19 protein-coding genes are annotated in these 22,997 nt (G+C 63.0%); 14 read left to right on the top strand and 5 right to left on the bottom strand.

Going from position 1 to position 22,997, the window contains the following annotated elements:
• Positions 1 to 216: 216 nt before the first annotated feature.
• From ACOYJL_RS01955 to buk (ACOYJL_RS01935), 5 genes are all read left to right on the top strand, one after another.
• On the top strand, positions 217 to 1,503 hold the full coding sequence (locus ACOYJL_RS01955; protein ID WP_433568523.1) for a thiolase family protein: 1,287 nt from the start codon (positions 217 to 219) through the stop codon (positions 1,501 to 1,503).
• Positions 1,504 to 1,533: 30 nt separating this feature from the next.
• Positions 1,534 to 2,001, top strand: a complete 468-nt coding sequence (locus ACOYJL_RS01950; protein ID WP_433568522.1) for a Zn-ribbon domain-containing OB-fold protein — start codon at positions 1,534 to 1,536, stop codon at positions 1,999 to 2,001.
• A 60-nt stretch (positions 2,002 to 2,061) separates the two neighbouring features.
• A complete protein-coding gene (locus tag ACOYJL_RS01945) occupies positions 2,062 to 2,301 on the top strand; it encodes an acyl carrier protein (RefSeq protein WP_433568521.1) in 240 nt (79 codons plus the stop codon).
• A 102-nt stretch (positions 2,302 to 2,403) separates the two neighbouring features.
• Complete coding sequence (locus ACOYJL_RS01940; protein ID WP_433568520.1) at positions 2,404 to 3,411, top strand: phosphate acyltransferase; 1,008 nt, start codon at positions 2,404 to 2,406, stop codon at positions 3,409 to 3,411.
• 4 nt (positions 3,412 to 3,415) lie between these two features.
• A complete protein-coding gene (gene buk / locus ACOYJL_RS01935) occupies positions 3,416 to 4,528 on the top strand; it encodes a butyrate kinase (protein WP_433568519.1) in 1,113 nt (370 codons plus the stop codon).
• Positions 4,529 to 4,621: 93 nt separating this feature from the next.
• On the opposite strand, the gene ACOYJL_RS01930 is transcribed toward buk (ACOYJL_RS01935), so the two are convergent.
• Positions 4,622 to 5,515, bottom strand: coding sequence for a LysR family transcriptional regulator (locus tag ACOYJL_RS01930; protein ID WP_433568518.1), 894 nt, complete (start codon positions 5,513 to 5,515; stop codon positions 4,622 to 4,624).
• 124 nt (positions 5,516 to 5,639) lie between these two features.
• Between ACOYJL_RS01930 and ACOYJL_RS01925 the strand changes: the two genes are divergently transcribed.
• The 4 genes from ACOYJL_RS01925 (at position 5,640) to ACOYJL_RS01910 (ending at position 10,839) form a co-directional block, all read left to right on the top strand.
• Positions 5,640 to 6,209, top strand: coding sequence for a DUF1097 family protein (locus ACOYJL_RS01925; protein ID WP_433568517.1), 570 nt, complete (start codon positions 5,640 to 5,642; stop codon positions 6,207 to 6,209).
• A 100-nt stretch (positions 6,210 to 6,309) separates the two neighbouring features.
• Positions 6,310 to 8,442 (top strand): FAD-dependent oxidoreductase, encoded by a 2,133-nt coding sequence (locus tag ACOYJL_RS01920; RefSeq protein ID WP_433568516.1) that lies wholly within the window; start codon positions 6,310 to 6,312, stop codon positions 8,440 to 8,442.
• A 191-nt stretch (positions 8,443 to 8,633) separates the two neighbouring features.
• Positions 8,634 to 9,143, top strand: coding sequence for a hypothetical protein (locus ACOYJL_RS01915; RefSeq protein ID WP_433568515.1), 510 nt, complete (start codon positions 8,634 to 8,636; stop codon positions 9,141 to 9,143).
• A gap of 823 nt (positions 9,144 to 9,966) precedes the next feature.
• Positions 9,967 to 10,839, top strand: a complete 873-nt coding sequence (locus tag ACOYJL_RS01910; RefSeq protein ID WP_433568514.1) for an MBL fold metallo-hydrolase — start codon at positions 9,967 to 9,969, stop codon at positions 10,837 to 10,839.
• A gap of 135 nt (positions 10,840 to 10,974) precedes the next feature.
• Here ACOYJL_RS01910 and ACOYJL_RS01905 read toward each other — a convergent pair whose 3' ends face one another.
• The 4 genes from ACOYJL_RS01905 to ACOYJL_RS01890 form a co-directional block, all read right to left on the bottom strand.
• The gene (locus tag ACOYJL_RS01905; RefSeq protein WP_433568513.1) at positions 10,975 to 12,297 is read right to left on the bottom strand and encodes an MFS transporter; all 1,323 of its coding nucleotides are present in this window, start codon (positions 12,295 to 12,297) and stop codon (positions 10,975 to 10,977) included.
• A 5-nt stretch (positions 12,298 to 12,302) separates the two neighbouring features.
• Complete coding sequence (gene buk / locus ACOYJL_RS01900) at positions 12,303 to 13,427, bottom strand: butyrate kinase (RefSeq protein ID WP_433568512.1); 1,125 nt, start codon at positions 13,425 to 13,427, stop codon at positions 12,303 to 12,305.
• Between the two features lie 162 nt (positions 13,428 to 13,589).
• On the bottom strand, positions 13,590 to 14,585 hold the full coding sequence (locus tag ACOYJL_RS01895; RefSeq protein ID WP_433568511.1) for a phosphate acyltransferase: 996 nt from the start codon (positions 14,583 to 14,585) through the stop codon (positions 13,590 to 13,592).
• A 59-nt stretch (positions 14,586 to 14,644) separates the two neighbouring features.
• Positions 14,645 to 15,076: an ABC transporter ATPase gene (locus tag ACOYJL_RS01890; protein ID WP_433568510.1), complete on the bottom strand. Its 432-nt coding sequence runs from the start codon at positions 15,074 to 15,076 to the stop codon at positions 14,645 to 14,647.
• Positions 15,077 to 15,221: 145 nt separating this feature from the next.
• On the opposite strand from ACOYJL_RS01890, the gene ACOYJL_RS01885 reads away from it, so the two are divergent.
• From ACOYJL_RS01885 to ACOYJL_RS01865, 5 genes are all read left to right on the top strand, one after another.
• Positions 15,222 to 16,814: a helix-turn-helix domain-containing protein gene (locus ACOYJL_RS01885; protein ID WP_433568509.1), complete on the top strand. Its 1,593-nt coding sequence runs from the start codon at positions 15,222 to 15,224 to the stop codon at positions 16,812 to 16,814.
• A gap of 123 nt (positions 16,815 to 16,937) precedes the next feature.
• A complete protein-coding gene (locus ACOYJL_RS01880) occupies positions 16,938 to 17,918 on the top strand; it encodes a flavodoxin family protein (RefSeq protein ID WP_433568508.1) in 981 nt (326 codons plus the stop codon).
• Positions 17,919 to 18,091: 173 nt separating this feature from the next.
• The gene (locus ACOYJL_RS01875; protein ID WP_433568507.1) at positions 18,092 to 19,615 is read left to right on the top strand and encodes an FAD-dependent oxidoreductase; all 1,524 of its coding nucleotides are present in this window, start codon (positions 18,092 to 18,094) and stop codon (positions 19,613 to 19,615) included.
• An 89-nt stretch (positions 19,616 to 19,704) separates the two neighbouring features.
• Complete coding sequence (locus ACOYJL_RS01870) at positions 19,705 to 21,849, top strand: FAD-dependent oxidoreductase (protein WP_433568506.1); 2,145 nt, start codon at positions 19,705 to 19,707, stop codon at positions 21,847 to 21,849.
• On the top strand, positions 21,849 to 22,910 hold the full coding sequence (locus ACOYJL_RS01865) for an NADH-ubiquinone oxidoreductase-F iron-sulfur binding region domain-containing protein (protein ID WP_433568505.1): 1,062 nt from the start codon (positions 21,849 to 21,851) through the stop codon (positions 22,908 to 22,910). The genes ACOYJL_RS01870 and ACOYJL_RS01865 overlap by 1 nt, the downstream gene beginning before the upstream one ends.
• Positions 22,911 to 22,997 lie beyond the last annotated feature (87 nt).

Genomic DNA, 22,997 nt, shown 5'->3' with positions numbered 1-22,997 from the left:
CGCATGCACGAAGGCGGTCGAACTGCTCGGTACAATCTTTGGGCGTAGCACCAAGGGGCTTTGACCTGCGAAAAGATACAAAACAGATAAATCTGCCCCGCATGCTGGGACACTTGATGCAAAAACGTCCCATCACACATCGGAGAAGCCACATATCCTTTGCATCGTAAGGCAATTGATCGTTTGTATCGTACGCGAGCAAAGGAGTGATTGACTGTGGTCAAGCTTGGCAAGCAGGCACGGAGCGTCTCCATCGTGGGCGTTGGGTGCACCCCCTTCAAGAACTTCGAGGACCATCCCGAGACCAAGGGCATGAGCGAGGGCGACGCCTTTGGGTACGCGGCCCTCGAGGCCATCCAGGACGCCGGCCTTGAGCCCCGCGACATCCAGTACTTCTACCATGGTGCCGCGAACCCCTTCATGATTGGAGACTCACTGACGCCGAACATGCAGGTCGCTGATTGGTTTGGCGTCCGCGGCATCGGCTCGGTGCACCATTCGGAGGCGTGCTGCACGGGCTACGTGGCCCTTCAGGAGGCCGTCCAGGCCGTCGCCTGCGGCTCCTACGACATCGTGCTCTCCGGCGCCGTCGACCTCGCCGCCTCGCTTCCCGTTGTGGACGCGCCCGGCTGCTTCCGACGCGACTTCCCGCTCTCCGAGATGCTCCCTTCCATCCCTAAGGTCTACGACCGCGCATACGGCCGCCCGTTTGACTCCGCATTCGGCATCTCGTTCGACAACTGGATCAACAAGTACCGCTGGGAGTATGACCTCACGGCAGACCAGATTGACGATGCCCTGAACGGCGTCTCCAAGTCGCTCCGCCACGCCGCCGTGCTGAACCCGCTGGCCTTCTCGACCGAGGAGTTCGACGACGTCGCCAAGGCAAACGGCCTTGGGAGCGCCGACGAGTACCTGAAGAGCTTCAACAACCCCAAGGTCACGCAGTACCTGCGCGTCACCGGCTTCGAGATCAAGTGCGACGGCGCCGCGGCCGTCGTCGTCATGCCGACCGACATGGCCGTCGCGCGCGGTCTTGACCACAAGGTGATCGACGTCCTGGGCACCGGAGCCGCAGCGTACGAGGGCGCGACTCCCGACAACGAGTACAACGGCACGAGGGACGGCGCAAAGCAGGTCTACGAGCTCACGGGCGTCAGCCCCGACGAGATCGACCTTCTCTTTGTGAACGACTTCTTCCTGGCAGGCGACATCGTCGCCTCCGAGGAGGTCGGCTACATACCTCGCGGAGAGGCATGGCAGTACGCCATCGACGGCCGCATGGCCTTCGACGGCGACAAGCCCATCAACACCCATGGCGGACGCTGCAACTTTGGCCATGCCCATGGCGCCTCGGGCGTCGCGGACATCGTCGAGGCCGTCAAGCAGATGCGCGGCGAGGCGGGTGCCACCCAGATGCCCAAGCTTCCTCGAACCACGTTCCTGCGCGGCTTTGGCGGCGGCCAGAACATCCGCTGCCAGATCCTGCGCACCCACGAGTAGACCAACGCGACAAAGAAGGAGGCACAAGCAATGCTTCTTGAAGACATGGAGCCCATTGTTAAGAAGTTCTACGACGGCGTCGCCGAGGGCAAGCTGCTCGGCCGCAAGTGCAAGGAGTGCGGGGCAATCGAGTTTCCGCCGCATCTGGGCTGCAATACCTGCGGGTATCACGAAACCGAGTGGGTCGAGCTCTCTGGGCATGGCACGCTCGAGAGCTTCGTGGTCCCCGGCATCCAGAACGACAAGCCCTATCTCAAGGCCATAGCTCCCTATGGCTACGGCAAGGTGAAGCTCGACGAGGGCGCCGAGTACTCGTTTGTCGTCTTCTGCGGCACGCGCAAGGTCCTCAAGGGCCTGCAGGAGCGCCTGTACAAGAACCACGAGACCATTGGCGTGCACTTCAAGCCCATCAAGCGCGTCGTGCCCGAGAAGGAGGGCTCTGACACCATGGTCGAGTGGTGGCAGCCCTGCTTCGAGCTCGACGAGGCAGCAAAGTAAGGACGCCGGACTCGTCGGTCGCACGCGCTACGGTAACCGCATTCCCGAAAGGATTCGAACATGGACAAAAACGAGCTTTTCTCCACGCTGGCTGGCCTTGCCAAGCAGGCCTACAACACCGACATCGACATCAAGCCCGAAACCACCTTCGACGAGCTTGGCAAGGGCTCGATGAAGATGATCGCCCTCACCTCGATGATCGAGAACGAGCTTGACGCAGAGGTCACCGTCACCGAGATCATGAACATGAAGACCTTCGGCGAGCTCGTCGACCGCGTCGCCGAAGAGGTCGAGGAGTAGCCCTTCTCGCTGAGAACCCAGCCAACAGAGCCCAACAAGCCAAACCTTGGGGGCGGTCCCTTCAAGGCCGCCCCCAACTTGTAAGAAATTGGAGCGTCAGCAATGAATCTGATGGATGAAATGCGCGAGCGCGCAAAGGAGGACGTCCAGCGCGTCGCCTTCTTTGAGGGCGAGAACCCCACGATGATCAAGGCCGTGGCCGAGCTGACAAGCGAGGGACTCGCCCGGTGCTTCGTGGTCGGAAACGCCGAGGCCGTCAAGCAGAATGCGACCGAGCAGGGAGTGAGCCTTGAGGGCGTCACGCTTGTGGACCTTGCCGACGAAGACGCTAACGAGGCCATCGCCCAGCGCTTCGAGGTCCTTCCAAGCTGCCGCTGGAAGGCAAAGGGAGTGCGCCGCCGCGTGGTCAGGCCCATGGAGCGCGCGCTCATGATGCAGGCGCTCGGAGACGTGGACATCACGTTTGGCGGCATCGACTGCCCCACGGGCGACGTCATCCTGGGCGGCCAGGAGATCATCGGCCTTGCGGACGGAATCGACACGGTCTCGTCAATGGGAATCTTCGACATACCCGGCTACGAGGGCCCCGACGGCCAGCTTCTGGGCTTTGGCGACTCCGCAGTCTGCCAGGACCCGACTCCCGAGCAGGAGGCCTCCATTGCCATCTCTGCCTGCGACACCTGGACGGCGCTGACGGGTCGCGAGGCACGATGCGCGCTTCTCTCGTTCTCGACCGACGGCTCGGGCGCAGGCGAGATGGTGCAGAAGGTGCGCGAGGCCCGCGACATCGCGCAGGAGCGCCGTCCCGACCTCAAGATCGACGGAGAGTTCCAGCTGGACGCGGCGCTTCGCCCCGAGGTGGCTGCGCACAAGGTTCACCGCGAGAGCGCGGTTGCCGGTCGCGCTAACATCATCATCTGGCCCGACCTCAACGTGGGCAACGTGGGCGTCAAGCTCGTGCAGATGTTCGGCCACGCGGACGCATACGGCCCGATGCTGCAGGGCTTCAAGAAGATCGTGTGCGACTGCTCGCGCTCCGCGCCCGTCTCAGAGATCGTGGGCAACGTCGTGATGTCTTGCGTCCGCGCGCAGTGCCTGAAGGAGGCGTAAGCCCGTGGCTGAGAAGAGCTATCGGATCCTGGCCATCAACCCTGGCTCCACCTCCACCAAGATTGGGCTTTTCGAGGGCGAGAAGTGCGTGCTTTCCGAGAACGTCGCCCATGACGCGCAGCGCCTGGCAGAGATCGGGGACGTCTCCTCGCAGCTGCCGTATCGCCGCGACATGATACTGGACATCCTGGACAAGGCCGGCGTCGACCTCTCCAGCGTCGACGCGTTCGTCGGGCGCGGCGGCGGGCTTCTCTCGCTTGAGGGCGGCGTCTATGCGGTGGACGATACCCTGCTTGCCGACGCCCGGCGGGGAGCGAACGGCGTGCAGCATCCGGCGCAGCTGGGGAGCCAGCTTGCGCACGAGTTTGCCGAGAAGTACGGCAAGCCTGCCTTTGTCGTGAACCCGCCCGACACCGACGAGCTGTGCGACGACGCTCGCATGACGGGCATCAAGGGCGTCTATCGCAACGTCCATCTGCATGCCCTGAACCTTAAGGAAACGGCCATCCGCCATGCCAAGTCGCTGGGCAGGCGCTACGAGGACTGCGACTTCATCGTCTGCCACATCGGAGGCGGGATATCGGTCTCGGCTCATAAGCATGGGCGCATGATCGACGGCTATGACATCGTTGGCGGCGAGGGTCCCATGACCCCGACCCGCGCCGGCGCCGTGCCCGTCGTCGAGGTGCTGAAGTACCTGAAGGACCACGATGCCGAGAGCACGCGCAAGCTCTGCCAGAGAAGCGGCGGCTTTGCCGACCTTCTGGGCACCTCCGATGCAATCGAGGTCTGCAAGCGCGCAGACGAGGGAGACGAGGCCGCCAAGCGCGCCTGGAGCGCCATGGAATACCAGCTCGTCAAGTACATCGCATCTATGGCGGGCGTGCTCCACGGCCACGTCGACGGAATCCTTCTGGGCGGCGGCATGGTGCACAACCAGGAGCTTGTCGACTACATTCGCGAGGGCTGCGGCTGGATTGCGCCGGTAACCGCATATCCCGGCGAGTTCGAGCTCGAGGCAATGGCGGCAGGCGCCGTCCGCGCGCTTTCTGGCGAGGAAGCGGTCAAGCGCTACACCGGCCAGCCGGTCTTTACGGGCTTTGCCTGCTTCGAATAGGGGAGGGGTCGGCTCGGCTTTGTGCGAAGCCGACCTTGCTTTGGGAAGCGGGCTCGCTCGGCTCGGCCAAAGGCTCCGCGGCCGAGCGGGCCATTAGCCCACTTGCAGGTAGTTGTCCAAGAAGATGTCGAGGGCCTCGTTTCTGTGGGAGGGAAGCCAGGATGCTGCAACGCACATCTCATCCTCGCGCCCCTCGATGGGAATCGCGCGGACCTTGTCGTTTGTGAGGAAGGGGCCGGTGAAGTAGCCGGGGAGAAGCGCGTAGCCCATGCCGGACGCGACGGCCAGCGTGGTAGTCGCGACGTCCTGCGAGACGTAGGAGATCTTGGGGGAGAAGCCCTCCTCCTCAAAGGTGGCGTTGATCTTCAAGTTCTCGCCGTACTGCGAGCCGCCGCGGTCGATATCGACAAGCTCATATCCCTCGAGCTCGGAAAACTTGACGGAGGCTTTCCCGGCAAGGGGGTGGCCGGCGGGGACCACGGCAATCAGCGGCCAGTGCCTGAGCACTTGGAACTCGATGCCTTCCATCTCGGAGGGACTGTAAAGGAGGTTTATCGCAACGTCTATCGTCTCCGCCTTTACGGCGTCGTAGAGCTCCGCGACGTTCTCGCGAAGGAACGAGATCTTCACGTGAGGGTTGTCCATGCGGAAGCTGCGGACCATGTCGCAGAGGTTGGTATGCTCGTAGCCCTTCACATAGCCAATCGAGAGGGTACCCGAGATGCCCTTGCTGGTCCTCTGCGCGCGGATGACAGACTCGTGCTCAAGGCAGAGCATCCTGCGCGCGTCATCGAGAAACGACCTTCCTGCCGGCGTGAGCTCCACGTGGTGGCTGTCGCGCTCGAAGAGCCGCGCGCCGACCTCTCGCTCGAGCAGGCGAATCTGCTGGCTGAGCGCCGCCTGAGACACGAAGAAGCGCTTTGCGGCGCGCGTGAACGAGAGCTCCTCCGCCACGGCAACAAAGTACTCGAGCTGCCTTGTCTGCACGATGCCCCTCCTTGCTATAAGTATTTCTTATCGCATGGCAAAAACAACGATACATCATCCCTGTTGCTTGCTGTCTAGCATAAGCATTACAGACCAAAAGGATTACGTTTGCTAAGGAGAGGCCATGTCTGACAGAAGGAAGATCAAGCTCGTCCAGTCGCTCACCGGGGCCATCGTGCTCACGCTTCTCATGCAGGTGATGGGGCTTCTTGGCTATACCAACTACATCTGGATGCTCTTTTTGCCCCTGCTTCTGTTCTTTGCCCTGGGAGCCGACTTCAAGGTCATTCCCTCGATGATCGTCGGCTACGTCTGCGGCTGCCTCTGGGCAATCGTGAATGGGCTTGTGATGCAGCTGTTCTCGGGCTTTGGCGACAACATGTTCCTCTCGAACATCCTTCCGACCATCATTGTCATCTTCCTGATCCTCACGACGCATGAGAACCTGCTCGAGGGCACCATCTTCGGCAACATCCCGAGCATCTTCCTCGGCCTTGCCACCTCGTTTTTCGTGAGCATGCTGCAAGTGCCTCTGACGACGGTTCACCTCATCTGCTTCTTCTGCTATGGGCTGGTGCTCGCAAGCGTGCTGGTGCTCTCTGGCATGGCCGTCTGCAGCGCAATCTTTGGCAAGGAGCGCACGATGGCCGCGCTGTCGCCGCTTCCTCCAAAAGACAAGGAGAGCGACAAGTAGGGGCGCCCTTGGAGCCCGTCGGCGTGCGGCCAACAGAAAGATGAGCTGAGCGCCGCTGTCTTTGCGATAAATCCGGAAATCTTCTATGAGAGGGGAAGCCATGCCCGAGAGGGGAAAGCAAGAGGAGAAGGCGCCTGAGAGCAAGGTCGTCAGAAGCGTTGAGGAGGCGCGTGCCCTGTACGAGGGCCGTCCTGGCGCGACCAAGTACCCGCACGTCTTTGATCCCATCGAGATTCGCGGCAACGTCTACAAGAACAGGCTCATTGCCGCGCCCACCATGTTCTTCCATGCGGCCTACTTCATTCCCGACATCGCCGAGAACATCTACCGCATGGTGGGCGTGCGTGCCGAGGGCGGCTTTGGATGCGTCTCGACCGGCGAGCTCCCTGCCAACTTTGAGGAGAGCCGCGGCGCCTTCATGGACCGCGCCATCGACATCCACCACTACTACGGCAGCGACTTCGACAAGGCCAAGGAATATGCCGACCGCATCCATGCGGGCGGGGCGCTTGCCTACTTCGAGTTCTCGCACGAGGGGCTCGAGGCCGACGACGCCGAACAGCCTTGGGGCCCTGACGACATGGTGCGCGAGGATGGACGCCATGTCTTCGGCATGGACCGCCAGATGATGGAGAAGGTCTGCCATGACTTCTTCGACCTTGGGCGCTTTGCCACTGCCTGCGGCTTTGACGGCGTCCTTCTCCATGGTGGGCATGGCTTCTTGATCCAGCAGTTCATCTCGCCCGCAACCAACCACAGGACCGACGAGTTCGGCGGCTCCATCGAGAACCGCTCGCGCTTCCCGAAGATGCTTCTTCGCGCGCTTCGGGCTGGCGTGGGGGAGGACAAGGTCATCGAGCTGCGCATGAGCGCCGAGGACTGCGCGCCTGGCGGCATGACGCTCGAGGATACCTGCGGCTTTGCCGAGCAGATAGACGGTCTCGTGGACATCTTCCATGTGTCTTGCGGCATCAAGAAGCTAGGCAACGGAAGCGACACGTTCAGCGACATCTTCGACCCTCATGGGATTAACCTCGATCGCGCGGCAGCCATCAAGGAGCACCTGCACAAGAGCCTTGTTTCTGTCATCGGAGGCTTCAACAGCGTGGCGCAGGCAGAAGACGCCATCGCTGCCGGGAAGGTCGACTTCGTCGAGTATGGCCGCCAGTGCTTTGCCGACCCCATGTTCATCGAGAAGACGCTTGACGGCCGGGAGGACATGGTTCATCGCTGCGTGCGCTGCTTCCACTGCTACCCTGGCTTCTGCGAGCACAAGACCGACATCCCCCTGTGGTACCAGCTGCCGCCCGAGGAGTTCATGAAGGTGTACAGTCCGGCGGTCATGGGCGATTGCTCAATCAATCCCGAGAGCGGGCTTGGCTTCTATCCCGACAGGCTTCCCAAGCCCGAGGGCAAGCGCCGCGTCCTCGTTGTGGGCGGAGGCGTCGGCGGCATGCAGGCCGCAATCACGGCAGCCCGTCGCGGCCACGACGTGGTGCTCGCCGAGAAGTCCGACCGCCTGGGCGGCGTCCTTCTCTTCTCTGAGCACGACCACGACAAGCGCGAGTGGTTCGACTTCATTGAGGTGCTCCGCCGCGAGCTCGATGAGAGCGGCGCCAAGGTGCTCCTGAACACTGCCGTTGACGCGGAATATATCAAAAAGACGGCTCCCGACGCGGTGATCGTGGCCGTGGGCGCGCACAACCGTGGCTGCAAGCTGCCTGGGGCCGAGCGCGCAATGGACGCGGCCGACAGCTACTACCACCTCGACGAGCTTGGGCACTCGATCGTGATTGCCGGCGGCGGCCTTACCGCTTGCGAGACGGCGCTCAACCTGGCGAGCCTTGGGCACGAGGTCACGATGGTCGTGCGCAAGGCGCGCATCACCCCGAGCACGTTCGGCTACTATCGCAACGCGCTTCTCGATGAGATGGACAAGCGCGGCATCAAGCAGATGCTCTCTACGGTTCCTCTCGAATTCACGGACGAGGGCCTTGTCTGCGAGAAGGCAACTGACGAGAAGGGCACGCCTGGGGGAGAGCGCGTGGTGGTCAAGGCCGACACCTACATGTACTCGTTTGGCATGGAGCCCAACGCCGAGCTTGCAGACTCGTTGGTTGCGGCGGCTGGGGAGGTCGGAGCCAAGGCGTTCAACATCGGCAACTCCAACCGCGCGACGATAGTCCGAGACGCCGTCCACGATGGGTACAAGGCGGCCATGGCGATTCTTTAGTGCACTTTTCGCTTCGTGCTATAGCACATAAAGTTGCGACATATTGGCGAAGGCTTGTTGCTAAAAGCCATAGGAGAAATTCTCGCTTGCTCCTAGCATGAGGGGTAATCGGGCGGCGTGCGGAAACCTGTCCGCACGCCGCATTTTGTACCTTTGGACGAATGTCCATAATATCGGGGAAGGAATCTCTCATGCCGATGAAGACTTCAACCAGGTTCGTCAAGGCGGCGCTTCTGAACCTCTGCACTGCCGCCGTGCTCTGCACGATGTGCGAGTGGCTTGCTATCTACGTCTTCCACAGCGCCACGCCCGCTGATGGCGAGGGCTGGATCTGGCCGATGTTCTGGATCAACTTCGTGTTTGCTTGGTGCGTCGCGACAATCATCGGCATGATTCCTGCGCTTCCCGAGTGGGGCGTTCGCTGGGCAATGAAGCGCGCGAAGCCTTCCGACGGCGCCAAGTTCGGCGCGCTGGTAAACGTGCCCATCAACACGGTCTACTCTGTCGTCCTATGCTATCTCGTCGGCACGCTTGACGCCTGCGTGCTGGGTGGCGCGCCGTTCATCGCCTCGATCTTCGGCTTCCTTGAGAACATCATCCCCGTGTGGATTGCCTGCTTCGTCACCACGTTCTTCCTGAACACTCCGATCGAGAACGCCGCGCGCAACATCTGCCACGACCCCGCTCCCGAGATGCACTAGCCTCTTTTCTCGTCTGATCTACTAGCTGTGACCTGCGCCCGCGACGTTTCCTATCGTCGTGGGCGCTCCTGCCTCTCTGCGCTGCCAGGTTGCGCGACTTTTGCGGCATCAAAGGCCGCGCAATCTGGCAGAGGTGGGCATCAAAGGCCGCGCAACCTGGCAGAGGTGGTGCCCAGCCCCAATGTGTGGGACCGGCGCAGAAATGACCCTGCCCGTCGTGTGGGGATTTGCCGCGTTCCCGCAGGTCGAGGAGCACGTCGTGCGGGAGTTCGCGGGCTGCGCCGAGGTGCCTCGCCGTTGTGTGGGACAAGCTTCAGCTGGTTCCTCCCTGTCGTGTGGGGCTGTGGCGAGAACGCGCAGGTAAGGGGGACCATCGTGCGGGTCGGTCGGGCTTGGGCGCTGCGCGAGCCCCACACAATGGGAGCAGTCCCCCGGGCCTTCCGCGGCGAGCCGCACGATGGGGCTCGAAGCCCGGAGAAGCCGCAGCTAGGCGTGCTGGGCGAGAGGGGCGCCCCGCACGATGGGAGGTGTCATTTTTTCGGCACCCCCACACAACGAGGCCCTGCCAACTTGCGCGACTTTTGCGGCATCAGAAGTCGCGGAACCTGGCAGGTCTGGCATCAGAAGTCGCGCAACTTGGCAAAGCGGGCATCAGAAGTCGCGCAACCTGGCAGGCTCGGGCATCAGAAGTCGCGCAACCTGGCAGCCAATGTGCCGCTCCCAGTCGCGCGAGCGAAGCGCGCCGGCAGCGCGGATTGGCTTCTGGCGACGGGGTATACCTGTTGCGGAGGAGATTGGCTTTTAAGAAAGAGAGGAACGCCTGATGGATGGGCTTTTTCAGGTAACGGATCTTGGCGATGGGCTATGGGAGATTGCCGACGTCATCGGTTGCCGTTGCTATTTTGTGAAAGGCGCCAATCGCGCTGCGTTGATTGACTCGTGCGTAGGCATCGGGGACATCCGACCGATCGTCTCAGAGCTCGCTGGCTCTCTTCCGGTGACCGTGCTACTCACGCATCGCCACCACGACCACATCGCAGGCTCCTACCTCTTCGACGACGTTCGCATTCCGCGCGAAGAAGACGTAGAAGTTCAACAGAACGAGGAGGACAACGCCCACGCGATTGACATACTCGTGGAGCAGGGACGCGTCCCTGCTGGAGAGTTCTCCGCAATGAAAGAAGGACATCGTCCCGACCTCTCGTACTTCGAGGAAGGCGACGTGCTCGACCTTGGGGGCATCACCATCGAGGGCTACTTCTTGCCTGGCCATACCGACCATTCGATTGGCTATCTGCTGCGCGAGCGCCGGCTGCTGATCTCGGGCGACGCCGTCACCCCTTGCATGTGCCTCTTCTTTCCCGAGAGCCTGCCGATTGCCACGTGGCGCCAGACGCTCGAGAAGATGAAGGACATGCCCTTCGACACCTTCAGGATCGGCCATTATTCGCACGAATATACCAAGGCTGACCTCGACGGATTCCTTTCGAGCGCCGACTATGCGCTCTCGGGCGCTCGCGGACTCTCGTGGGCCTACACCTATATCGAGGGACTTCGGGGCTCGCTCTACATTTGGCCGGACAGCCCCTCAATGGATGCGGATTCCGCGGACTTTCGCGCGGTCATCGGACCCTACGTTCCGCGCGAGCGCAAGCATCGCCGCCATCGCAAACCAAGTGCTGAGAACGGCAATTAGCAGCTGATTCGATAAGGCCTGCAAGCAAGAAGGTCCCCGCTTGGTCATCCGCGCGGGGACCTTTGCTGCAAGACGCGAGCGCCCCCCGTCGTTCGGGGGCGCTCCAAGCGAAAGCTCCTTGCCAGCGTCTGGCGGCTACTCCTTTTGGGCCTCTGGCTTGTGCGCAAGCGCAAAGAGCGCGAGCGCAAGGCAAACGACCATGCAGACGATCGAGAGCGCGAACATCAGCCCATAGCCTCCAGCGGAATCGATCACGAGGCTCCAGAAGACCGCCGCGACGGCGCTCATGAGCGAGCCCACCATCGATACGCGCGAATAGATGTTTGAATAGTCGCGCGACCCAAAGACGCTGCGCACAAGAAGCGGAGTCTCGACGGTGGTCATTGCGTACACCACGCCGAAGAGGAACGCGCCCGCCAGCAGCAGCACGAGAATCGCGGGGAAGGCCCACATGAGAAGCACGCCGGCGACTCCTGCCACAATTCCGCAGATGGCTCCAAGCCGTACCGAGCGATCGCTCACCGAGCCCAGGAACACCTTGCCAATCGCTTGTCCAAGCATGGCGGAAGAGGCAATAACGCCAGAGGCGGCGGCAATCTCGGGAAGGGTCTCGGAGAACGAGAGCGCGTAGCTCGAAAGGAACTGGTAGACGGTTTGGTTCAGGGTGATGACGCCGCAGAAGGCCACGATTGCCCAAAACGCCGGCATGTGCATGGCATCGGCGGCCATGACTCCCTGCTGGGCAGCGCCAGAAGCGCCAGCAGACGCGGCCTCGTCCTTCTCGGCGTCTTTCTCGTCGGCTCCATAGGGAAGGAGCCCCTTGTCGGAGGGCTTGCTCCTCACCACGAAAAGCGTGAACGGAAGCGTCCCCACAAGGATGATGATGCCGAAGATGAAGTACGCCTGCCGCCATCCCTCGGCGCCAGACTGGATTATCGAGGTCCCGACGGTGTTGAAGATGACGCCTCCGATGCCGGTGAACGCCATGCAAAGCCCCACGTAGAAGCCTACGCGCTTGACGCACCATGCGTTGATGAGCGTGGGCACCGCCAGGTAGATCAGCGGCGCCACGCCGACGCCCAGCACGATGCCCACCAGGTAGAACTGCCAGATCTCTTGGCAGGACGCCATGCCGAACATGCCCAGCCCGCACAGAATCGTAGAAACGGAGAGCACCAGGCGCGCGTCCTTTGTCGCCATGAGCTTGCCGCCTATGGGCAGCGTCGCCATCATGGCGAGGTTCAGGATCGAGAAGTACAGCGTGAACGACGCCTTGGGCACTCCGAAGAAGTCAGAGACCGGCGTGAAGAAGATGCCGGCGCAGCTGAGCACGAGCGCGCAGGGAAGGCAGGTTATCACGATGCATGAGAGCACGATCAGATGGGCGTAGTGAAAGCCGCCCTTCTTCTGAGCTCCCTTCTCGGTGGCTGCGGCACACTTGTTAGTCTCTTCTGCCATGCGCTTTAAGCCTCCACGTCGGCAAAGGCGCCTTCCATATGGAAGCCGTCCCACGAGGGCTCGCCCGTATAGGTCATGACCTCCTCGGTGCCGTCGAGAGCGCGGACGGCACCAGCGGCTGCGCCCTCCATCTCAAAGTCGCCCGCATAGACCTTGACAGGGGCTATCCAGCTGACGCGCTCGGTCACGTAGTCGACGAAGCGCTGGTCATGGGACACGCCGCCGGTAAGCACGATGCCATCGACCTTGCCCGCAAGCGCTGCCGCGAAGGCTCCAATCTGCTTTGCGGTCTGGTAGGCCATCGCCTCGAAGACGACCTTCGCCCACTCGTCGCCGGCGTCGATGCGCGCATCGATCTCCTGCGCGTCGTCGGTGCCAAGAAGGCCCTTGAGCCCGCCGGTCTTGCCGATGACGCCCATGACCTCCTTCTTGTCGTGCTTGCCCGAGAAGGCGAGGGCGGCCACGGGCTTTGCCGGCACGTCGCCGGAGCGGTTCGGCGCAAAGGGGCCGGATCCCTCGAGCACGTCGTTGGTGTCTACCATGCGGCCATGCTTGTGCGCGGCCACGGAAAGGCCGCCGCCCACGTGGGCCACGATCACGTTGACCTCGTCGTAGCGCTTGCCGAGCGCCTCCGCGCAGCGGATTGCGCACTCCTTCTGGTTCAGGCAGTGCACGTGGCTCTTGCGGTAGATGCCGGGATATCCCGTAATGCGGGCGACATCGTCCAGCTCGTCGGTGTCGGGCTGGTTCACGGCATAGGCGGGCTTGCCGAAGCGGGCGGCGAGGTCAAAGAGGATCGGGGCGCCGAGAATCGCCGGGTGGTTCATGCCGCAGTTCAGCACGTGGTCGCAGACCTTCTCGTCGATTTTGAAGATGCCGCCGACGGTCGGGCCCATGCCGCCGCAGTAGCCGGAGAAGGCATCGATGCTCTGGAGCTCGATGCCAGCGGCATCGAGCGTGTCGAGCACGGTCTTGGTGCGAAACTCCAGCTGGTCGGCTGCGCGGTCAAAGCCCGCGAGGACTGCGGGATCGTGGCGGACGTTCTCCCTCATGAGCGCCTTGTCGCCCTCGAAGACCGCCACCTTGGTGGAAGTTGAGCCGGGCGAGAGGGTCAAAATGCGATAGGACATTACTTCTCCTTCTACAACTGATATCAAGCAAGCAATTAGGACAAATTAAGGAAGCGAATGAGCGCCATCGTCGAAGCAACCAGCGCAAATCAGCAAAGCAACTAGCGAGAAGCGAATCCTCGCGTCGGAAAACGCGCCCCCGCGGGGGCGCGTTGGGCAAGTTTAGCGAGCGGAGAGAACCAGCATGGCGATGTCGCCGACCATCTCCTCGACCGACGAGCCGCGCGAGCTGTCGGCCACGGGGCGCTTGAAGCCGGACAGGTTGTGGCCATAGCCCTTGCCATGGGCAAAGAGCTGAATGGTCTTCACCACGGTGTTCGCGCAGTTGAGGTCGGGGAAGACCAGCACGTTCGCTCGCCCTGCAACGGCGCTCTCGCGCTTAACCTTCTTGGCGGCGACGGCGGGGACGATTGCCGCATCAAGCTGGAACTCGCCGTCAAAGGCGAGGTCGGCCCTGCGGTCGCGGGCGATTGCGAGCGCCTGCCGAATGCGATCGACGCTCGAGCTCTCTCCCGAGCCGTCGGTCGAGTAGCTGATGAAGGCGCAGCGCGGCTCCCAGTCCATGAGGGAAGAGACGTTGTCGCAGGCGGCAATGGCGATGCTCGCGAGCTCCTCTGGGGAGGGCTCGGGGTTGAGGCCGCAGTCGGTAAGGGCGATCACGTCGCCCTCAGGTCCCGAGAAGCCCGGGGTCTGGACGAGAGCGAGAATCGAGGGCACGTCGACGCCGTCTGCTAGGCCGATGATCATCTGGGCGGCCATCAGGACGTCGCCGGTCGTGTTGGTGTGGCCGCAGAACGTGCAGTCCACGTCGCCCAAGTCCTCGAGCATCATGGCGTAGTTCAGGGGGTTCTTCGCCTTCCTGCGCGCCGCCTTCGCGGAGAAGAGGCGCTCCTTGCCTGCGCCCATGTAGCGCTCAGCAAGCTCCTCGCGAGCGGCATCGTCGGAGGTGTCAACAATGCGCATCCCCTCGGTCGAGACCCCTGCGCGCTCTGCCGTCTGGGCGATCACGTCTGCTGGGCTAACCAGCACGGGGGTCCCGATGCCGTCATCGGCCACGCGTCGCGCGGCCAGCAGGGTGTCTTCGTTGTCGCATTCTGGCAGGGCCACCGCCTTCGGGGTCTTGCGTGCCTTCTCGATGAGCTCGTCAATTAGCGCCATTGTCTTTCTGCCTTTCTCGACGAATTGGATGCCGTTGTCGTGGGGATAAGGGATGCTCATTAAGGTGTGCCAGATTGGATTGCTCGGGTCCGCCAGCTCTTCGACGGGATCTTGAAGAGGATGATTGACGTGACGTAGCCAATCAGCATCAGCTGGACATAAGTCTTAAGCCAAGCGGAAATCATCTGAGCGGCCCCCACCTGAGTGAAGGCCTCGGTTAATGAGATGATGGTCACAAAGATAAAGTTTTCAATGAATATCGACACGTACGGGCGTGCCGCGCTGCCCTCGAGGCCACGGGTGAGCGACTGCGAGATGCTCACCGTAGGAATCAGCAGCTGGGCGAGCACGTTTGTGGCGAAAGCCACGCAGGTGTAGGGGTACCACGTCGCCCACTCAAGCGCCGCGCCAGAAAGCAGCGTCGCGCTCGTGTTGATTACCAGGGCCAGGACGATATCGTTCACAAGGATCCTGACGTTCCACTTGCACATGAGATGCCCCCGTCTCTTCCCTCACAGTTGTTCACAGACTAGGGTAGGGCCCTGAAAGCCGGGCTCCCATGGAACCAACCCCAAATTCGTCACGTGGAGAAGTTACTATGTTTGTGCACAAGCACAGCGGGACAGAAGGGAACACATGAGGCTTCGCACCGTCTTGAACGAGCTGCCCATAGACGACTTCTACATTCGCGACGAAGACCTGCTCGAATGGGACTTGATCGTCTCGCCAGAGTGGAACATCGGGTCAAAAGGGGTCGTCTGCCTGGGCTCGATAGCCGACTTTCTGCGCGACGGCGCTCCGGAGACCGGTAGCGGAATCATGCTCGTCTACGTGCAGGGCCAGGTGGACGAGCAGTACCACCGCCCTCCAAGAAACGTCGTCTTCGTCAGCGGCAAGATCAGCTCCAGCGACTTCCAAGAGGCGTTTTTGCACCTCGTGGTAAGAAGCGGCGAGCTTGCAGTCCGGCGCGAGACGCTGTTCCGCTGTTATCTCGACTCCTATGACCTGAGGCAGTTTGCGCGCCGCGCCGCCGAGGTGATAGGGAACCCCGTCCTCATCAGCAACACCGACCGCAAGGTGCTGGCGACGGCAGGTGAGCTGCCCGAAGACTATCGTGACGTCGCAACGACGGTCGAGAGCGGCTACATCCCGCAGTCTGTCGAGGACCATCTGGCGGCGGACGGCATCCTGAGCTCGGTCAGGAGCTCGAAGCACTCCATCATCGCGATGAACACGTCGGACAACATGCGCTGCGTCACCTCGATCATCTATCACCATCGCCTTGAGATGGGGCGCTTCGACGCATTTGAGGTAACGCGCAAGATCACGGGCGTTGACCTGGAGCTCATTGACTACGCCACCTCGCTTGCCGGCCTCATGATCGACCGCTTGGGCGTTGCCGGAGAGCGCGTGGGCATGGGCTCCTCGATCCTGTCCGACATCCTCGCGGGCAAGTTCGAGGACGAGGATGCCGTGCGGGCGCACCTGCGCCTGGCAGAGGTGCCCGATGACAGCTCGTTTGTGCTCCTGCGCGTGGTCGGCCAGTCCGGAGCGGGCCGAGACTACTACTCTCGCGTGGGCCAGCTCGTGGGCGGGGCGCTTTCCGGAAGCGTCTGGACCATCTTCGGCTCGGCCGTCGTCGTGCTCCTGTCCTTGGGCAGCGCATGCGACGCGGGCTTTGACGGGTATGCCTCCTGCGAGCGGCGCATCGTGCGCGACCGCACCTTCATGAGCGCCCTTGAGAACAACGACATGCGCTGCTTCGTGAGCGAGCCCTTCTCGGACGTGATGGAGGTCCACGCTCGCCTCAAGCAGTGCATAGTCCTGGACGAGGCCGACGAGCTCGCGCAGGGCGAGCCTGAGCGCGTGGTCTTCTTCTGGGAGCGTCGCTTTCAGGTTGTGGCCTCGGTCTTCAAGGGGCTTGGGCACTCGGACATGCTGCTTGACAAGCGCGTCGTCGCGATGGCGCGCTACGACCGCGACCACGGCAGCTCCTATCTTGAGACTGCCGTGATGTCAGTGCGCTTCCCGGGAAGCCCCGCCGAGGCCGCCGATGCCCTGAGCGTGCACAGGAACACCTACTTCTATCGCGTGAACAAGATCCGAGACCTCTTCAAGCTCAACCTCAAGGACGGCGACGACCGCTTGGCGCTCGCCTTCACGGCGCGCATCCTGGAGGCCCTTGGCGACGACGCGCTTGGCCACGAAGGTTCAGCGAAGACAAACTGAGAGCTCATCTCGCGCCAATCTTCTATGCAATTGCACAGCGTTCGTGGCGATAGGCTTTTGCCATCGAAGGGCTGCTGCGCAGGGGCGTGGCGGCATGGCCTGCCAGAGAGAGGTTGGTGCCCGATGACGAAGGTCTTGGGAGTCTCGTTCGGAACTAAGAACGGCAACAACGACAGCATCTGCAAGGAAGCGCTGATGGGTGCTCAGGAGGAGGGCTGCGAGATAGAGTTCATCCGAGCCCAGGACCTCGACATCAAGCACTGCACCGGCTGCATCACCTGCGTGAAGATGCTCATGAGCGGTCGCGGCAACATGTGCATCCACAAGGACGACTTCGACTGGCTGTTCTTCAAGATGGCCGAGGCCGACGGCATCATCCTGACCGACCCCATCTTCGAGACTGGCGCGTCGGGCCTGTTCCATACCATCATGGACCGCTTCGGACCGCGCATGGACACCGGCAACAACGTGCTTGGCACCAAGATCGCCGAGAAGGTCATTGCCGAGGGCGGCAAGGGCAAGGTTCCTGACCCCCGCATCATCTGCCCGGGCAAGCCCATCTCCTACATCGCCATCGGCGGCTCCGACTGGGGCACCCACGCCCAGTCCGACCACGCCATCCAGGCCATGACACCCACCTGGAAGATCATCGACAACGAGTGGGTGCCTTGGTCCAAGAAGGCCCTTCTCGATGACAAGGTCGTCGCTCGCGCCCACCAGATCGGCATCAACCTCGCCCGCGCGGCGAAGGACCCCGAGCACGCAACCTACCAGGGCGAGGACGGAACCTGCCCGCATTGCCACGCCAACGACTTCTACCTGGTTCCCGGCACCGACAAGGCGATCTGCTCGGTTTGCGGCCTCGAGGGCCACGTGAGCGTCGTCGACGGCAAGGTTAAGGTCACCTACGTCGACTCCGAGACCCATGACGAGCGCGGCCTGTTCCGTGCGCACGACACCGCCGAGGGCAAGCAGATCCACGGCGAGGACATCGGGCGCATGGAGGGCGAGCTCGCGGAGCTCCAGAAGGGCGACAACTACAAGAACCGCGTCGCCAAGTACAAGGCCTTCATCCAGCCCAGCATGCCGGAGAAGAACAACTAGCGTCTATACCGCGCGCACGGTACAGTCTTGGCGGTGCGCGCGGTTTCTTTTTTGTACGCTCGCACATAGTCTTTGGGCGTCAGTGCTGAGAAAGTAAAAACATGCGTTAGTTGGTATGTGCATGGCGCGCGTGAGGCGCCATGCATGGCTTTCGGATATCGGGAGGTTTGGAAATGGCAAAGCAGCTTGAGGCTGACGTCGCGGTCGTGGCCGCGGGTCTCTCCGGTCTTGCGGCGGCAATCGCTTCCGCCGAGAATGGCGCTCACACCATCGTGCTTGAGAAGGCGTCCAACACGGGCGGCGCCGCCAACATGGGCATGGGCCCCTGCGCGGCCGGCTCGCCGCTGCAGCGCGCCAGCATGATCGAGCTCACCCCCGGCGAGCTCCTTCGCCGCCACATGTTCTACACGCACTACCAGGTAGACGCCCGCGTCGTGCGCGCGTACTACTTCAAGAGCGGCGACACCATCCAGTGGCTGATGGACATGGGCGTCAAGTTCAACTCCGTGCGCCCGGCGTTCCGCGCCCGCGAGCGCACCCGCGCCTACGCCGACGGCGAGTACACCTGGCACGTCGTGCAGCCCGAGGACGGCTCCGAGCCCGGTCCTCGCGCAGCGACCACGATGATCAAGCGCATGACCGAGCGCGCAAACGAGCTCGGCGTCGAGTTCCTCTTCGAGACCCCTGGCAAGGAGCTCATCACCGACGAGAACGGCGCCGTCGTGGGCGTCAAGGGATTCGACAAGAACGGCGAGGAGGTCGACATCTCCTCGAAGGCGGTCATCGTCGCCACGGGCGGCTTTGGCAACAACCCCAAGATGATCAAGGACCTGATCGGCTTTGACTGGGGCAAGAACCTCTACTCCTTCGCCGTTCCCGGCATGGACGGCGACGGCTACAACATGTGCCACGCCGTGGGCGCTGGCCACACGCCGGTCACCATGGAGATGATGTACCAGCTCCCCGACAACATGAACCACTTCTACGTCGAGGGCGCCTTCCGCCAGCCGTGCTACTGGTGCGACCGCACCGGCGAGCGCTTCATGCCCGAGGACGACATCTTCAACACCACCTTCGTCGGCAACGCGATCAACCATCTGCCCGGCAAGGTCGGCTTCTCGATCTTCGACACCAAGATGCTCAAGCACTGGAAGAAGGACGGTCCCGACATCGTCTCCCACGTCCACCCCAAGGACCTCTACCAGGGCTTCGACGAGCAGTTCGCGCGCGACGAGGACACCTACCTCGACGGCGAGGGCAATCACGTCATCGCCAAGGCCGACACGATTCGCGAGCTTGCCGAGAAGATCGGCATCGACCCCGACGGCCTCGAGAAGAACGTCGCCGAGTACAACGAGATGTGCGCAAAGGGCTGGGACGAGCTCTTCGAGAAGGAGCACACCTTCATGGTGCCCCTGGAGCAGGGCCCCTTCTATGCCTGCCGCCAGTACGTCGGTGCCTATGGCTCCCTGGGCGGCGTCAAGATCAACCAGCGCATGGAGGTCGTGACCGACGACTCCGAGGTCATCCCCGGCCTGTACTGCGTGGGCACTGACGCCTGCGCCATCTACGGCGACTCCTACAACTTCGCGATCCCTGGCAACACCATGGGATTCTGCCTGAACTCCGGTCGCATCGCCGGCGAGAACGCCGCTGCTCTTGCTGCCGAGTCCGCAGGCGACGACGAGTGGGACTAGTGCGCAGGGCACTTTCGTGAGACATGGTCGCGCCTCGTCGCCATGCGGCGGGGCGCGGCATTTTCTGAATGGCAAGATTGGAGAGGGACATGGTCAAGCTGACCATTGACGGCGCCGAGGTCGAGGCAAAAGAGGGCGCCTCGGTTCTTGAAGCCGCGCTTGACGCGGGCATCTTCATCCCGCACCTCTGCAAGCACCCCGACCTCGAGGCCGTGGGTGGCTGCAGGCTCTGCTCGGTTGAGATAGATGGGTCGGGGCATGCCGTTCCCGCCTGCAAGACAGAGGTTCGCGAGGGCATGGTGGTGAGCTCGAAGGCCGAATGCGCCGACCGCGTCCGCAGGATGGCGATGGAGCTCATCTTGGCCGCGCACCCCTCCGACTGCACGGGCTGCCCCAAGTACGGCGTCTGCGAGCTGCAGTCGATGTACCAGTACATGGGCGTCTCCGCCGCCCGCTGGCGCTGCCGGGCCAGAACCGTCGCGACGGACGACTCGAACCCGCTGATCACGCACATGTTCACGCGCTGCGTGCGCTGCGGCCGCTGCGTGCGCGCCTGCCGCGAGCTGCGTGGCGTCGGCGTCCTTGACTACCAGCGCACAGAGGAGGGCGTGCGCATTGGCATCGACGGGTCAGTCTCGCTCGAGGAGGCTGGCTGCCGCTTCTGCGGGGCCTGCGTGGAGGTCTGCCCCACGGGCTCGATCATCGACGTGCTCGGCCTCAACAAGCCCGAGCGCAGCCGCGAGGACAACGTCGTGCCGTGCCGCTCCGGCTGCCCAGCGCGCATCGACATCCCCCGCTACCTTCGCCACGTGAAGGCGGGGGAGTGGGAGGCCGCCACCGCGGTCGTGCGCGAGAAGGTCCCGTTCCCCGAGACGCTCGGCAACATCTGCACCCACAACTGCCAAGGCGAGTGCAAGCGCAACTACCTGCATGGCGCCATGTCGATCTGCCGACTGAAGCGCGCCGCCGCCGTGCGCGACACGGGCGAGTGGAAGGCCCGCACGCGCCACGACGCCCTTACGGGCAAGCGCGTCGCCATCGTTGGCGCAGGCCCCGCCGGTCTTACCGCTGCCTACTACCTTGCCGAGAAGGGGCATCTGGTGACGGTCTTCGAGGCTGAGGAGAAGCTGGGCGGCCAGCTGCGCTATGGCATCCCCGCCTACCGCCTGCCCGACGAGGTCCTCGACCGAGAGATTGCGACCATCGCCGAGGTCGCGCAGGGCACAGACGACAAGCCTCGCATCGAGTTTCGCTGCAACGAGCGCGTGAAGGACGTCAAGGCTCTTCTCGCTGACTATGACGCCGTGCTGGTCACCGTCGGCACCTTTGACGGCACCGTGCTGCGCATGAAGGGCAACGACCTCGACGGCGTCATCAGGAACACCGACTTCCTGAAGGCGTCGCGCAAGGGCCACCCGATGAAGGTCGACGGCCGCGTAGTCGTTCTCGGCGGCGGAAACGTTGCCTATGACTGCGCCCGCACGGCCGTTCGCCTGGGAGCCAAGAGCGTCGACGTGTGCTGCCTCGAGGCCGAGGCCGTCATGACCTCCACGCCCGAGGAGCGCGCCGAGGCTGCCGAGGAGGGCGTCTCGCTCCACGACGCATATGCCTTCACCTCGATCAACGAGACCGAGGAGGGCTCCGGCAAGGTCGGCTCCGTCACGATTCACAAGATTGCCAAGTTCTACTTCGACGAGAACCACCGCCCGGTGACCGAGCTCGTCGAGGGCGGGGAGCTTACGCTGCCGGCCGACTACGTGATCTTTGCGGTCGGGCAGAAGCCCGAGGACACCGCCGGCATGGGCCTCGAGCTGACGCACGGCCCCTACCTCGTTGCCGACGACGAGCACCGCACGAGCGAGAAGGGCATCTTCGCGGCTGGCGACGCCGTCACGGGCACCAAGTCCGTCATCGGCGCGATAGAGGGCGGCCGCGAGTCCGCCCAGGCAATCGACCGCTATCTGGGCGGCGACGGTGACATCACCGAGGTCCTTCTCGACCCAGAGAAGCCAGAGCAGCGCATCGGAAAGCCGGGCGAGCACTTCTACGACGAGCCCGTCATGCCGCAGATCGCTCCCGCTGCAGAGCGGCGCGGCAGCTTCGAGCCCTATGAGTGCCCCTACGCGGAGGACGAGGCCGAGCGCGAGGCGAGCCGCTGCCTGCAGTGCGACCTTCGCCTGACCCTTGAGCGCCCGAAGCTTTGGAACGAGTACCCGCAAAGGAGCGCACGATAATGACCCTTGTGAACTTCATGCCCATCGACCGCCGTCGTCCGGTGGCGCTCGAGCTGCTTCGCTCTGACCTGCCTTCAGCGGCTGCGCGCGTTTCCGCCGAGGACGTCCAGCTGATCATTCCCTCGTCCGCGCAGGACGTGGTCGCGGCGCTTCCCTCCGAGAAGGTCTTCTGCGCCGATGACTCCTTCGGCTATGTGTATGCAAACGACACCGCTGCCGCGCGCGTTCTGGTTGGCGAGAAGCCTCTGCCGTCTGCCGTCTCTGGCACCACAGGCGCCGAGGCCGTCGTCTCTGGGGAGGCGTGGCTTCGCGGAGGAGAGAAGAAGGTCGTCTACGTGGGCGACAAGCGCGTCGAGATGCCCTCCAATACGACGACGCGCGAGCTCCTCGCCGCTGCAGGCGTTGCCGAGGACGGCCTCAAGGCGGTCTACCTTGGCTATCCGATGTGCACGTTCGTCTCTCCCGAGCACCTGGGCGACGCCGTGACGCTAAGCTGCGACGAGGCACGCGTGCTGGGTCAGGGCGACTGCGCCGTCGAGGCGGTGCGCTCCATTCTAGAGGCCTTCCGTCACGAGTCCTGCGGGCGCTGCGTGTTTGGCAACGAGGGTGGCCACCAGCTGTTTGCCATCTTTACCGACGCGTGCAACGGCAAGGGTCAGTCGAGCGACGTCGCGTTGATGCGCGATCTCGTTCCCGTGATGCGCGAGCAGGCTCTCTGCGAAGTTGGGCAGCGCATGGCCTTCGTGGTCGAGCAGGCGCTCGACCTCTTTGGCGACGAGATCGAGAGCCACGTCTCGCGCCACCAGTGCCCAGCCGGCCAGTGCCGGGCCCTCGTCACGTTCCATATCCTGGTGTCTCGCTGCATCGGCTGCGGCAAGTGCATGGACGTGTGCGAGGACGACGCCATCGAAGGAAAGGCTGGCTTCGTGCATGTGGTCAAGCAGAAGGACTGCACGCACTGCGGCAAGTGCCTTGACGCGTGCCCCAAGGGGGCCGTCGTCACGGCTGGCGTCAAGAAGCCAAAGACCCCGCCGCACCCCATTCCCTGCAGGGTTCACTAGCGGGACGTAAGAGAGCCTCGCATGTGCTCCTCAGGGGGATTGCTTCCCGGGCCTTGGCGTAGATAGGCGTCTTTGCGCGCATTTTAT

The sequence above is a fragment of the Tractidigestivibacter sp. genome (genome assembly GCF_050946515.1).
Classification (GTDB): Bacteria; Actinomycetota; Coriobacteriia; order Coriobacteriales; family Atopobiaceae; genus Tractidigestivibacter.
Note: the sequence above shows the minus strand (reverse complement) of the source record. Positions and strands in the feature narration are given on the sequence as shown.

Excerpts from the sequence above, each read along its gene's own strand:
- ACOYJL_RS01870 (WP_433568506.1), top strand. The coding sequence starts at position 19,705 with ATGGTCAAGCTGACCATTGACGGCGCCGAGGTCGAGGCAAAAGAGGGC.
- ACOYJL_RS01925 (WP_433568517.1), top strand. The coding sequence starts at position 5,640 with ATGTCTGACAGAAGGAAGATCAAGCTCGTCCAGTCGCTCACCGGGGCC.
- ACOYJL_RS01915 (WP_433568515.1), top strand. The coding sequence starts at position 8,634 with ATGCCGATGAAGACTTCAACCAGGTTCGTCAAGGCGGCGCTTCTGAAC.
- ACOYJL_RS01910 (WP_433568514.1), top strand. The coding sequence starts at position 9,967 with ATGGATGGGCTTTTTCAGGTAACGGATCTTGGCGATGGGCTATGGGAG.
- ACOYJL_RS01920 (WP_433568516.1), top strand. The coding sequence starts at position 6,310 with ATGCCCGAGAGGGGAAAGCAAGAGGAGAAGGCGCCTGAGAGCAAGGTC.
- ACOYJL_RS01940 (WP_433568520.1), top strand. The coding sequence starts at position 2,404 with ATGAATCTGATGGATGAAATGCGCGAGCGCGCAAAGGAGGACGTCCAG.
- ACOYJL_RS01865 (WP_433568505.1), top strand. The coding sequence starts at position 21,849 with ATGACCCTTGTGAACTTCATGCCCATCGACCGCCGTCGTCCGGTGGCG.
- ACOYJL_RS01895 (WP_433568511.1), bottom strand. The coding sequence starts at position 14,585 with ATGGCGCTAATTGACGAGCTCATCGAGAAGGCACGCAAGACCCCGAAG.
- ACOYJL_RS01880 (WP_433568508.1), top strand. The coding sequence starts at position 16,938 with ATGACGAAGGTCTTGGGAGTCTCGTTCGGAACTAAGAACGGCAACAAC.
- ACOYJL_RS01885 (WP_433568509.1), top strand. The coding sequence starts at position 15,222 with ATGAGGCTTCGCACCGTCTTGAACGAGCTGCCCATAGACGACTTCTAC.
- ACOYJL_RS01890 (WP_433568510.1), bottom strand. The coding sequence starts at position 15,076 with ATGTGCAAGTGGAACGTCAGGATCCTTGTGAACGATATCGTCCTGGCC.
- ACOYJL_RS01875 (WP_433568507.1), top strand. The coding sequence starts at position 18,092 with ATGGCAAAGCAGCTTGAGGCTGACGTCGCGGTCGTGGCCGCGGGTCTC.
- ACOYJL_RS01905 (WP_433568513.1), bottom strand. The coding sequence starts at position 12,297 with ATGGCAGAAGAGACTAACAAGTGTGCCGCAGCCACCGAGAAGGGAGCT.
- ACOYJL_RS01950 (WP_433568522.1), top strand. The coding sequence starts at position 1,534 with ATGCTTCTTGAAGACATGGAGCCCATTGTTAAGAAGTTCTACGACGGC.
- ACOYJL_RS01945 (WP_433568521.1), top strand. The coding sequence starts at position 2,062 with ATGGACAAAAACGAGCTTTTCTCCACGCTGGCTGGCCTTGCCAAGCAG.
- buk (WP_433568512.1), bottom strand. The coding sequence starts at position 13,427 with ATGTCCTATCGCATTTTGACCCTCTCGCCCGGCTCAACTTCCACCAAG.